At 62.5% G+C, this 12,967-nt stretch carries 7 protein-coding genes and 3 rRNA genes; all 10 read right to left on the bottom strand.

What is annotated here, in order from left to right; all coding sequences use genetic code 11:
• Positions 1-21: 21 nt before the first annotated feature.
• Positions 22-1,764 (bottom strand): DNA repair protein RecN, encoded by a 1,743-nt coding sequence (recN, locus tag GYB83_RS18050; RefSeq protein WP_161896725.1) that lies wholly within the window; start codon positions 1,762-1,764, stop codon positions 22-24.
• A gap of 6 nt (positions 1,765-1,770) precedes the next feature.
• Positions 1,771-2,721, bottom strand: coding sequence for an NAD kinase (locus GYB83_RS18055; protein ID WP_161896726.1), 951 nt, complete (start codon positions 2,719-2,721; stop codon positions 1,771-1,773).
• Positions 2,722-2,741: 20 nt separating this feature from the next.
• The gene (locus tag GYB83_RS18060) at positions 2,742-3,581 is read right to left on the bottom strand and encodes a TlyA family RNA methyltransferase (protein WP_161896727.1); all 840 of its coding nucleotides are present in this window, start codon (positions 3,579-3,581) and stop codon (positions 2,742-2,744) included.
• Positions 3,581-3,823, bottom strand: a complete 243-nt coding sequence (locus GYB83_RS18065) for a hypothetical protein (RefSeq protein WP_161896728.1) — start codon at positions 3,821-3,823, stop codon at positions 3,581-3,583. Before GYB83_RS18065 ends, GYB83_RS18060 begins: the two co-directional genes overlap by 1 nt.
• Before the next feature lie 12 nt (positions 3,824-3,835).
• Positions 3,836-5,560: an HAD-IIA family hydrolase gene (locus tag GYB83_RS18070; protein ID WP_161896729.1), complete on the bottom strand. Its 1,725-nt coding sequence runs from the start codon at positions 5,558-5,560 to the stop codon at positions 3,836-3,838.
• 80 nt (positions 5,561-5,640) lie between these two features.
• A 5S ribosomal RNA gene (gene rrf, locus GYB83_RS18075) occupies positions 5,641-5,757 on the bottom strand.
• Between the two features lie 108 nt (positions 5,758-5,865).
• Positions 5,866-8,998, bottom strand: a 23S ribosomal RNA gene (locus GYB83_RS18080).
• A 444-nt stretch (positions 8,999-9,442) separates the two neighbouring features.
• Positions 9,443-10,963: ribosomal RNA gene (locus GYB83_RS18085) — 16S ribosomal RNA — on the bottom strand.
• The 16S, 23S and 5S rRNA genes sit together here, the layout of an rRNA operon.
• Positions 10,964-11,468: 505 nt before the next feature.
• Positions 11,469-12,740 carry a tyrosine--tRNA ligase gene (gene tyrS, locus GYB83_RS18090; RefSeq protein ID WP_186349804.1) on the bottom strand — a complete coding sequence of 424 codons (1,272 nt, stop codon included), beginning with the start codon at positions 12,738-12,740 and terminating at the stop codon, positions 11,469-11,471.
• 5 nt (positions 12,741-12,745) lie between these two features.
• Positions 12,746-12,967: a Trm112 family protein gene (locus tag GYB83_RS18095; RefSeq protein WP_161896731.1), complete on the bottom strand. Its 222-nt coding sequence runs from the start codon at positions 12,965-12,967 to the stop codon at positions 12,746-12,748.

Genomic DNA, 12,967 nt, shown 5'->3' on the forward strand with positions numbered 1-12,967 from the left:
ATCACTCGAGTCACATGCGACTCACGTTTCGGAGCGGGCCGACTCCGCGGTCTGGAGCAGTTCCTCGGCGTGTGCTCGCCCGGTCTCGGAGTCGCCGAGTCCAGCGAGCATCCGCGCCAGCTCCGACACTCGGGCGTCCCGGTCGAGAGCGGTGAGCGTCGAACGCTGACGTCCGGCCGATCCACCGCCCTGCTTACCGATCAGCAGATGGTTGTCGGCGAATGCGGCCACCTGCGGCAGGTGAGTCACCACGATCACCTGGTGTCGTCGCGCGAGCCTTGCCAGGCGGGCGCCGATCTGCACCGCGGCCGCGCCTCCGACGCCGGCGTCGACCTCGTCGAACACCATGACCGAACCCGAATCCGGTTCAGCGAGAACCACTTCGAGAGCAAGCATCACGCGAGACAGTTCGCCGCCGGACGCCGACTTCGCGATCGGCAGCGGCTGGGCGCCCTTGTGGGCTACGAGGCCGAACTCGACGACGTCGGCGCCGTGACCGCCCGCGTGCGCCCGCGCGCCGTCGATGTCCACCATGAGACGCGGGTCGTCCGCGGCTCGCAGCGACACCGTCACGGCCAGCTCGCTTCCGCCCATCGCGAGACCGGTGAGCTCGACCGAGACCTTCGACGCCAACGATTTCGCGGCCTTGCTCCGTTGTGCGTGGAGGGTCGCGGCGAGCGTCCCGACCTCGGCCCGGATCGCCGTCGACTCGGCTTCGAGTTCGTCGATCCTGGCCTGCGGGTCGGCGATCTCGGCGAGACGACGCTCGGCGTCGGCCTGCCACTCGAGGACGCCGTCGACGTCGGCCGCGTACTTGCGGGTCAACGACTTCAGTTCGGCCTGACGATTCAACAACGCGTCGAGGTCTGCGGCGTCGTCGGGCAGGCCCGCGAGATAGCCGGTCAGTTCGTCCCCGATGTCGCCGACGACCACGAGGGCCTCTTCGATGCGGGGACGCAGATCTCGGAGCGACTGGTCGGCCGCGGACTCGAGAAGGGACCGGACCGTGCCGAGCGCGTCGAGCACCGACGTCCCGTCGCCGGCGACGATCCCGTGCGCCTGGGTCGCGGCCGACCGGATGTCCTCGAGGTCGGTGAGCCTGCGGACGATCTCGACGATTTCGACGTCTTCCCCGGGCAACGGCTTGGCCGCCTCGATCTCCTCGAGCGCGAACCGGAGTCGGTCGGCCTCCTGCGCCAACTCGCGTGAGTCGGCGCGCAGTGCGTCGAGTTCGTCGAGCACCGCGATCCATCGATCCCGGGCCTTCCGATACTTGGCGAGGGTCTTGGCCGCGGCCGCGCCCGCGTACCGGTCGAGCGCCGCGCGCTGCTGATCGCCCCGGATCAGTCGCAACTGGTCGTTCTGTCCGTGGATGGCGAGCAGTTCGCCGGTGAGGGCTCCGAGCGTGCCGACCGGGACGCTCCGTCCGCCCAACCTGGCGCGGGACCTGCCGTCGGCGTTCACCGTCCGCGACGCGATCACCGTGTTGTCGTCGTCGACGTCCGCCCCGGTGTCTTCCAGCAGGTCGGTGATGGTCGCGTTCGCTTCGGCCGGAAGTCGGAACCGTCCTTCGACGATCGCGCGGTCGTCGCCGGTGCGTACTCGACCGGCGTCGGCGCGTCCGCCGGACAGCAGCCGCAGGCTCGTCACGATCATGGTCTTGCCCGCTCCGGTCTCACCGGTGAGAGCGGTGAAGCCTGGATGGAACTCAGCGGACGCCGCCTCGACGACACCGAGGCCGGTGATGGACAGTTCTTCGAGCACAGTCGATCAGCTCCTCCCCCGCCAACCGGTGACCGGCAGCGAGAACTTGGTGACGAGACGGTCCGCGAATGGCTCCGAACCGATCCGCACCCAGCGGAGGGACCGCTGCGCGCGGAACACCTCGATGCGGGAACCGGCAGGCATGTCGATCACGCGGCGGCCGTCGCACAGCGCCACTCCGTCGCGGCCGCCCCGGTGGATCTCCACCGCGACGCGCGACCGAGGCGACGTGACCATGGGACGGGCGAACAGCGCGTGGGCGTTGCTCGGGACGACGAGGATCGCCTCCAGGTCGGGCCACATCACCGGGCCGCCCGCCGAGAAGGCATATGCCGTCGACCCGGTCGGGGTGGCTACGAGCAGTCCGTCGGCGCCGAACGCCGACACCGGCCTGCCGTCGACCTCGGTCACGAGTTCGAGGACGCCGCTCTTCGACTTGTTCTGGATGACGACTTCGTTCAGCGCCCACGTGCGGACGCGTGGCGATTCGGCGCCCGGGTCCCTGACCTCAACGTCGAGGACCATCCGGTCCTCGACCCGGTATCTGCCCGAGATGAGCAGGTCGAGCACGTCGTCGAGTCGATGCGACTCGGCCTCGGCGAGGAAGCCGATGTGACCGAGGTTGATCCCCATGAGCGGCACCGACGACGGATACGCCAGTTCCGCGGCGCGCAGGAACGTCCCGTCACCGCCGAGGACGATCACGAGTTCGCATCCGGCCGCGGACACCGTCCGGGGGTCGGTCACCTCGACGTCCGCCCCCGTCCGACGCAGGACGTCCGGGTCGATGGACTCGACGTCCGGCGTCTGATCGGGATGGCCCGAGTCGTACAGGTCGTGGTCCACGAGACGAAGCGCCACGCCCGCCGCCGCACAGCGTTCGGCGATGGCGGTCAGCGTCGTCGTCACCGAATCCCGGCCCGTGTGGGCGACCACCATGAAGGTGCGGTCGGACATCCTCAGTTCGCCTTCCAGCCTCAAGCAGGGCCGTCGGCGACGGCCTTCGCGATCATGCGCCGCACGTCGTCGTCGATCTGCGGCGTCTCAACGGTATCTCCGGGCTCCGACATCGTCTTGCGCAGCCACAGGAAGTACTCGACGTTGCCGGACGGACCGGGCAATGGGCTCGCCACCGCACCGAGCGTCCGCAGGCCGAGCGCCTGTGCCGCCGCGGCCACGTCTTCGACCACTTCCGTCCGCAGGGCCGGGTCGCGGACCACACCACCGGTGCCGACTCGTTCCTTACCGACCTCGAACTGCGGCTTGACCATGGGCAGCGCATCGCCGCCGGCGGTGAGACACGCCGCGAGCGCGGGGAGCACGAGCTTCAACGAGATGAACGACAGGTCGCCGACGATCAGATCCACTTCGCCCGAGATCGTCTCGGGCGTCAAGTGACGCACATTGGTGCGATCGTGGACGTGGACGCGGTCGTCGGTCTGCAGCTTCCACACGAGCTGTCCGTAGCCGACGTCGACCGCTTCCACCTCGCGGGCGCCCCGGCAGAGCAGTACGTCGGTGAAGCCACCGGTGGAGGCCCCCGCGTCGAGACAGCGCTTGCCAGCGACGGTGACGCCCTGCGGTTCGAACGCGTCGAGGGCTCCGAGCAGTTTGTGCGCCCCGCGTGAGGCCCAATCGTCGGTGTCGACCTCGGTGACCAGCACCGGTGTGTCCTTCGCGACATTGGTGGCGGGTTTGGACGCCACCGTCCCGTTCACCTTCACTTTGCCCGCGTCGATCAGCTCGCGCGCCTGTTCCCTGGACCGAGCTAGTCCGCGGCGGACGAGTTCGGCGTCGAGCCGTGCCCGAGCCGCCATCAGCGGGCGTCCTCGAGCGCGTTCGCGAGGGCGTCGTGCGCCTTCGACAGCAGCTGCGTCTGTCGGGACACCGCGCCGAGGTCGAACTCTTCACCGACGACGGAGCCGATCATCGCGGCCTCCTCGAGGAGGTCACGCACCTCGGCCGCCACCGGATGGTCGGCCGGGTCGCCCGCGGGTGCGTTCTGCTGTGCCGATCGGGCTGCCAGGGATGCCGGTGTGGGGCCGCTCGGAGTGCTCATAACACCTCAAGGCTAACGCAGGACGTCCAGACCCACCGATTCGAGTGCCCGCGCCGCCGCGTCGTCTTCGGCGGCGATCCGCAGGTCACGACCGCCGACGTCCGCCGTCCAGACGGCGTGCGCGAGAGTGGGCAGAAGCGTCGACGGGTCGGCGTCACCACGAGCGGCGACGGTCACGTGCTCATCGATCACCTGGACTCGCCAGTCGTCGTGCGAGCCGATGCGAAGGGACGACGCATTCGCGGCCAGACCCGCCAGCCCGTCGATCGCCACGTACGTCGGGCGGCTGTCCGGGGCCGCGGCGAGGAGATCCGCGGCGGTCGACACGCCGGTGAGGACCAACAGGCTGTCGAGTCCGACGGCGTGGGCTCCGGCGATGTCGGTGTCGAGGCGGTCTCCGATGACAAGAGGCCGACGACCTTCACTGCGGGACAGCGCATCCCGCATGATCGGCGCGGCGGGCTTGCCCGCGACGAGAGGCTGCGCTCCGGTCGCGGACTTCACGGCGGCGACCATCGAACCGTTGCCGACAAGCAGTCCGCGCTCGTTGGGCAGGGTGGTGTCGACGTTGCACGCCACCCAAGTCGCACCGCCGCGCACCGCGAGCGCCGCTTCGGAGAGCTCGGCCCATCCGGTGTCGGGTGAATGTCCCTGGACGACGGCGGCCGGCTCGTCGTCCGCCGAATCGACGACGACGAGCCCGCGTGCGGCGATCTCGTCCCGCAACGACCGAGCCCCTACGACGAGAACTCTGCTGCCCGCGGGCACACGCTCGGCGACGAGCGTGGCGCCCGCCTGAGCACTGGTGACGACCTGGTCCGCTGTTGCGCTGAACCCGAGGGAATCCAGATGCGACGCGACGTCCTCGGGCGAACGGCTCGCATTGTTCGTCACGAAGAGGACCGAGCCGGATGCTGCGTTCACCGCGTCGACCGCATGAGGCAGGGCGGACGCCCCCGCGAACAGCGTCCCGTCGAGATCGACGAGCAGCGTGTCGTATTGGGCGCCGAGCACCGCCGCATCGTCGGAGTCCCCCAGGTCTGTCGGGCGCGGCTCGTCTCCGCCGAGTTCCATGAGACGGAACTCCGCGTCGGTCAGATCGTCGACGTCGGCGGCCGCCGCGTTCTGGAACCATGTCAGGGCGTCTGTGCGTCGTCCAGCGGCGTCGAGGCACGAGGCGTACGCGTAGAACAGTCGGGCGGCATCGCTGCCGATTCGACCGGGCCGCAAGTCTCCGGACTCGAGAAGTGTGACCGCCTTCTCCGGCTGTCCAAGGTCGAGGTGTGCTCCCGATGCCACGATCAGCATTTCGAGGGCTTCGTCACCGGACAGTCGCCGCGCGTCGGCGCTCTCCGCGATCTCGACGGCGCGTTCGGGGCGTCCCAGGCCACGTTCACTGTCCGCGATCAGCGGCAAGAGGTCCGCCGACCCGGTCATGCGTCGCGCGGCCCGTAGTTCGGTAATCGCCTCCTGCCACTCGCCCGCGTTGTAGGCGGCGATGCCCGCCGTCTCTCGGACGACACCGACCCGTGCGCCCCTGGCGCGGGCCGCACGTGCATGCGCGAGTGCTGCTTCGGGGTCGACGCCGAGAAGGTCGGATGCCATCACAAGGTGTCGTGCGACGCGATCCGCGGTCGTCCTGTCGAGGGCCTGCAGGTCGCGACGGATCTCCGGGTCCAAATCGGATGCGGACACATCGTCGGGCAGGACGGGCTCATCACCCGATGGCTTGCTCATAACGTCCAATCTATCGCGCGTTATACGCAGAATGCAGTGAAGCCCCCAACCACAAGGGTTGGGGGCTTCACTAATGTTGAGTTCGGCGGTGTCCTACTCTCCCACACTGACTAAAGTGCAGTACCATCGGCGCTGGAGGGCTTAGCTTCCGGGTTCGGAATGGGGCCGGGCGTTTCCCCTCCGCTATAGCCACCGAAACAATATGAAACTATCAACAACCACCACCAACCCAGGTGACGGTCGTGTGTTGTTTCAGAAGTAGATAGTGGATGCGAACACACTCAAAAACAAAGTGCGTGAGTGTTGTTAGTAAGTCCTCGGCCTATTAGTACCAGTCACCTGAACACATTACTATGCTTACAGTTCTGGCCTATCAACCCCATAGTCTGTAGGGGGCCTTACCCACCCGAAGGTGGTGAGAAACCTCATCTTGGAACAGGCTTCCCGCTTAGATGCTTTCAGCGGTTATCCCTTCCGAACGTAGCTAACCAGCAGTGCCCTTGGTAGGACAACTGGCACACCAGAGGTTCGTCCGTCCCGGTCCTCTCGTACTAGGGACAGGTTTCCTCAAGTTTCTAATCGCGCGCGGCGGATAGAGACCGAACTGTCTCACGACGTTCTAAACCCAGCTCGCGTGCCGCTTTAATGGGCGAACAGCCCAACCCTTGGGACCTACTCCAGCCCCAGGATGCGACGAGCCGACATCGAGGTGCCAAACCATCCCGTCGATATGGACTCTTGGGGAAGATCAGCCTGTTATCCCCGGGGTACCTTTTATCCGTTGAGCGACACCGCTTCCACTTGCCGGTGCCGGATCACTAGTCCCGACTTTCGTCCCTGCTCGACATGTACGTCTCACAGTCAAGCTCCCTTGTGCACTTACACTCAACACCTGATTGCCATCCAGGCTGAGGGAACCTTTGGGCGCCTCCGTTACACTTTAGGAGGCAACCGCCCCAGTTAAACTACCCACCAGGCACTGTCCCTGAACCCGATCAGGGTCCGAGGTTAGAAGCCCAATACGATCAGAGTGGTATTTCAACAACGACTCCACCAACACTAGCGTGCCAGCCTCACAGTCTCCCACCTATCCTACACAAACCGTACCGAACACCAATACCAAGCTATAGTGAAGGTCCCGGGGTCTTTTCGTCCTGCCGCGCGAAACGAGCATCTTTACTCGTACTGCAATTTCGCCGAGCCTGTGGTTGAGACAGCAGAGAAGTCGTTACGCCATTCGTGCAGGTCGGAACTTACCCGACAAGGAATTTCGCTACCTTAGGATGGTTATAGTTACCACCGCCGTTTACTGGGGCTTAAATTCTCAGCTTCGCCACCCAAAAGTGACTAACCGGTCCTCTTAACCTTCCAGCACCGGGCAGGCGTCAGTCCGTATACATCGTCTTACGACTTCGCACGGACCTGTGTTTTTAGTAAACAGTCGCTTCTCTCTGGTCTCTGCGACCACCACCAGCTCCCACCGCAAAGGCGTTCACCAGCCGTGGTCCCCCTTCTCCCGAAGTTACGGGGGCAATTTGCCGAGTTCCTTAACCACAGTTATCTCGATCGCCTTAGTATTCTCTACCTGACCACCTGTGTCGGTTTGGGGTACGGGCCATGTACCAACTCGCTAGAGGCTTTTCTCGGCAGCATAGGATCACTGAATTCACCCCAACGGGCTACGCATCACCTCTCAGGATTATGTGCGACACGGATTTGCCTATGTCACTCCCTACAGGCTTACACCAGTACAACCACTGACTGGCCCAGCTACCTTCCTGCGTCACCCCATCACTTGACTACTACACCCAAGGTCCCACGCAGCCACCACCAGAGCAATCCGAAGAAAGCAAAGACAGCTTTTGGATGGTTAGTACAGATGATTCGCCACTGGACGCGGATACACGGGTACGGGAATATCAACCCGTTGTCCATCGACTACGCCTGTCGGCCTCGCCTTAGGTCCCGACTCACCCTGGGCGGATTAACCTGGCCCAGGAACCCTTGGTCATTCGGCGGACAAGTTTCTCACTTGTCTTTCGCTACTCATGCCTGCATTCTCACTCCCACACCCTCCACACCTAGATCACTCCGGCGCTTCCACGGATGCAGGACGCTCCCCTACCCACCCACACCACTAGACCACAAAAGTGGCCGATGTACATGTGTGAGTGCCGCGGCTTCGGCGGTGTACTTGAGCCCCGCTACATTGTCGGCGCAGGATCACTTGACCAGTGAGCTATTACGCACTCTTTCAAGGGTGGCTGCTTCTAAGCCAACCTCCTGGTTGTCTTCGCGACCCCACATCCTTTTCCACTTAGTACACGCTTAGGGGCCTTAGCCGGCGATCTGGGCTGTTTCCCTCTCGACTACGAAGCTTATCCCCCGCAGTCTCACTGCCACGCTCTCACTTACCGGCATTCGGAGTTTGGCTGACGTCAGTAACCTTGTAGGGCCCATCGGCCATCCAGTAGCTCTACCTCCAGTAAGAAACACGCAACGCTGCACCTAAATGCATTTCGGGGAGAACCAGCTATCACGGAGTTTGATTGGCCTTTCACCCCTACCCACAACTCATCCCCTCCATTTTCAACTGAAGTGGGTTCGGGCCTCCACAAAGTCTTACCTCTGCTTCACCCTGGCCATGGGTAGATCACTCCGCTTCGGGTCTAGACCCAGCGACTTGGGGCGCCCTATTCAGACTCGCTTTCGCTACGGCTACCCCACACGGGTTAACCTTGCCACTGAGCACTAACTCGCAGGCTCATTCTTCAAAAGGCACGCCATCACCCCACCACCCAAAGATGGAAGGCTCTGACGGATTGTAAGCGTCCGGTTTCAGGTACTATTTCACTCCCCTCCCGGGGTACTTTTCACCTTTCCCTCACGGTACTAGTCCGCTATCGGTCACCAGAAAGTATTTAGGCTTACCGGGTGGTCCCGGCAGATTCACAGCAGATTCCACGAGCCCGCTGCTACTTGGGAAACACTACAACCAGACCGCGCGTTTTCAGTTACGGGACTCTCACCCACTACGGCAGACCATTCCAGGCCACTTCACCTAACACACGATTTTCTTACTGGCCGACACGCCGGCAGACGCACCAATAATGCTCCCACAACCCCACACGCACAACCCCTGCCGAGTATCACATACGCATGGTTTAGCCTCATCCGCTTTCGCTCGCCACTACTCACGGAATCACTATTGTTTTCTCTTCCTGTGGGTACTGAGATGTTTCACTTCCCCACGTTCCCTCCACACCCCCTATATATTCAAGGGTGGGTAACACGACATAACTCGTGCTGGGTTTCCCCATTCGGACACCCTCGGATCACAGCTCGTTTGACAACTCCCCGAGGACTATCGCGGCCTACCACGTCCTTCATCGGCTCCTGGTACCAAGGCATCCACCGAACGCCCTAAAACACTTACAACAACACCCACAAACACACCACCACCCCACCACAACAACCCCGAAAGGCCATCACAGCTTCGTGCGGCACGAATGTGGACATCACAAAAATCAACATACATTTTGAAATTGCAATACGACACCTATATTTCAAGATGCTCGCATCCACTATCCACTTCTCAAACAACACACACCCACCCACACCCAACACCACACGACGTGGCGGAATGTCAGCGAGCAGAGACAACAACCACCACCCACCCCCACAAGGGCAGGACAGCGCGTGTTCTCTCAGAACCCCGATAGTGTGCAAAAAGACAACAGCCAGTCACCCGACTGCAACCACCAGCAGAACACCGACTCTCGCGGCGCCCAACCATCACGGTGGGTTCTTGTGTTTCACCCTATGAACAAACACCAACCCCAGCTGCGTTCGAGTGGGCGTTGGGTGTTGTCTGCTCCTTAGAAAGGAGGTGATCCAGCCGCACCTTCCGGTACGGCTACCTTGTTACGACTTCGTCCCAATCGCCGATCCCACCTTCGACGGCTCCCTCCCACAAGGGGTTAGGCCACCGGCTTCGGGTGTTACCGACTTTCATGACGTGACGGGCGGTGTGTACAAGGCCCGGGAACGTATTCACCGCAGCGTTGCTGATCTGCGATTACTAGCGACTCCGACTTCATGGGGTCGAGTTGCAGACCCCAATCCGAACTGAGACGCGCTTTAAGGGATTCGCTCCACCTCACGGTCTCGCAGCCCTCTGTACGCGCCATTGTAGCATGTGTGAAGCCCTGGACATAAGGGGCATGATGACTTGACGTCATCCCCACCTTCCTCCGAGTTGACCCCGGCAGTCTCCTGCAAGTCCCCGGCATAACCCGCTGGCAATACAGGACAAGGGTTGCGCTCGTTGCGGGACTTAACCCAACATCTCACGACACGAGCTGACGACAGCCATGCACCACCTGTACACCAACCACAAGGGGGGCTATATCTCTATAGCTTTCTAGTGTATGTCAAACCCAGGTAAGGTTCTTCGCGTTGCATCGAATTAATCCACATGCTCCGCCGCTTGTGCGGGCCCCCGTCAATTCCTTTGAGTTTTAGCCTTGCGGCCGTACTCCCCAGGCGGGGTACTTAATGCGTTAGCTACGGCACGGAATCCGTGAAATGGACCCCACACCTAGTACCCACCGTTTACGGCGTGGACTACCAGGGTATCTAATCCTGTTCGCTCCCCACGCTTTCGCTCCTCAGCGTCAGTTACTACCCAGAGACCCGCCTTCGCCACCGGTGTTCCTCCTGATATCTGCGCATTTCACCGCTACACCAGGAATTCCAGTCTCCCCTGTAGTACTCAAGTCTGCCCGTATCGCCTGCACGCCTGCAATTGAGTTGCAGAATTTCACAGACGACGCGACAAACCGCCTACGAGCTCTTTACGCCCAGTAATTCCGGACAACGCTCGCACCCTACGTATTACCGCGGCTGCTGGCACGTAGTTGGCCGGTGCTTCTTCTCCAGGTACCGTCACTCGCGCTTCGTCCCTGGCGAAAGAGGTTTACAACCCGAAGGCCGTCATCCCTCACGCGGCGTCGCTGCATCAGGCTTGCGCCCATTGTGCAATATTCCCCACTGCTGCCTCCCGTAGGAGTCTGGGCCGTGTCTCAGTCCCAGTGTGGCCGATCACCCTCTCAGGTCGGCTACCCGTCGTCGCCTTGGTAGGCCATTACCCCACCAACAAGCTGATAGGCCGCGGGCCCATCCCAAACCGCAAAAGCTTTCCACCATCCACCATGAAGCAGAAGGTCATATCCAGTATTAGACCCAGTTTCCCAGGCTTATCCCAGAGTTTGGGGCAGATCACCCACGTGTTACTCACCCGTTCGCCACTCGAGTACCCCCGAAAGGGCCTTTCCGTTCGACTTGCATGTGTTAAGCACGCCGCCAGCGTTCGTCCTGAGCCAGGATCAAACTCTCCAACAAAAAATACAGAAACACGACCCGAAGACCGCAATTTCAGCACAAGCCAGAAAGCACAACCTGACCAAATCCAAAAAACTGACAAGAATTCAATCAAAAACATCATCGTCCACCAAGGAACCATGATCTGTCCATCAATCCTTCATGCCACAAACCAAAAAAATATGTGGCACAAGAACATCTATTTTACACACTATCGAGTTCTCAAAGAACACACACCCACCAGCACCGATCCCCACAAACAGGGACTGAACTCCAGTGAACTTGCATTGTACGCCGACCGGCTCGCGGCCAACTCTTCCAGCCTACCAGGCTGGTTCCTGCTCCGCAACCTCGGTTCGTTCTCCGTTTCCGGAGTCAGAAGAAGTGGTTGGTGGAGCGGGTTTCAACTGTACCCGCCCGGCGAGCGATTGTGCAACCGCTCCGGGTGGAGTTGATGTCTGCGCGGTGTCGCGCTGACTTCGAATAAGTTACACACACCCGCCGGGAAGGACAAACCTGCTGGTAGTCAGCCGATCCTCGCTCCGGCGAAGGTCTTCTTCCCCCGTCGGAGCACCAGCCACCTGCCGTGAAGGAGTTCCGCCTGCGACGGCGTCCAGTCCGCGTCGGTGATCTTCACGTTGTTCACGTAGGCTCCGCCTTCGTCGATCGCGCGACGGGCGGCCTTGTTTCCGTCGGCGAGACCGGCCGTGACGAGGAGTTCCACCATGGTGGGTGTCGCGCCGGCCTCGAACTCGGCCACACCCGTTTCGGTGAGCGCCGCGGACAGCGTTCCCTCGTCGAGGCCGTCGAGCTCTCCCCTGCCGAACAACGCCTGGCTGGCGAGTTCCGCGGCCGCCGTCATGTCGGCGCCGTGGATGAGCGTGGTCAGTTCTGCGGCGAGCCGCTTCTGCGCGGTGCGGAGGAACGGCTTCTCCGCGGTGAGCTGCTCGAGCTCGGCGATCTCCTCCTGTGACAGGAAGGTGAACCACTTGAGGTAACCGATCACGTCAGCGTCGGCCGTGTTCACGAAGTACTGGTACCAGGCGTACGGACTGGTCAGCTCCGGGTCGAGCCACACGCTTCCGCCGCCTGTCGACTTGCCGAACTTCTTACCGTCGGCGGACGTCACGAGCGGAACCGTGAGTGCGTGGGCGCTCCCGCCTTCGACCTTGCGGATCAGGTCCACGCCACCGACGATGTTGCCCCACTGATCCGAGCCGCCGATCTGAAGAGTGGCTCCGTACCGGCGGTGGAGTTCGAGGTAGTCGTTCGACTGCAGAAGCAGGTAGCTGAACTCGGTGTAGCTGATCCCGTCCGACTCGAGACGACGCTTGACCGTCTCCCGCGCAAGCATCACGTTCACCGAGAAGTGCTTGCCGATGTCGCGCAGGAAGTCGATCGCGCTGAGCGATCCGGTCCAGTCCATGTTGTTGACCAGGACGGCTCCGGTCTCCGAATCGTCGATGTCGACGAAGCGTCGGAGCTGGCCGACGATTCGGTCGGCCCAGCCCGCGACGGTGTCGGTGGTGTTCATCGCGCGCTCGCCGACGTCCCGCGGATCACCGATCAGTCCGGTCGCACCTCCCGACAGCACGATCGGCCGATGACCGGCGAGCTGAAAGCGGCGCAGTGTCAACAGCGGGACGAGGTGACCCGCGTGCAGGCTCGACGCGGTCGGATCGAAACCCGCGTACAGCGAGATCGAACCCGCGTCGAGGGCTTCGCGGAGCGCTTCGCGATCCGTGGTCTGACCGATCAGCCCACGCCAGGCGAGTTCGTCGAGGATGTTCTCGCTCACCCCGGTCACTCTCCGTCCCCGCCGGTGATGGCGAGGTGCTCGTCGTCGGACACGGCCCGCGCATCGTCGATCAGCATGTTGGGGATGCCGAGTTCGTCGATGCCGTACGCCACCCGCAGGCGCGGGTTGTACAGCTCGTCCCCGGCGTCGATCAGTACACCGAGGTCCTGCGGGCAGACGAGCCGGTCGCGGACAACCGGGTCGAGGCGTTCAGCGCGTGTGCTCAT

This window comes from Gordonia spumicola (assembly GCF_009932475.1).
GTDB classification, from domain to species: Bacteria; Actinomycetota; Actinomycetes; order Mycobacteriales; family Mycobacteriaceae; genus Gordonia; species Gordonia spumicola.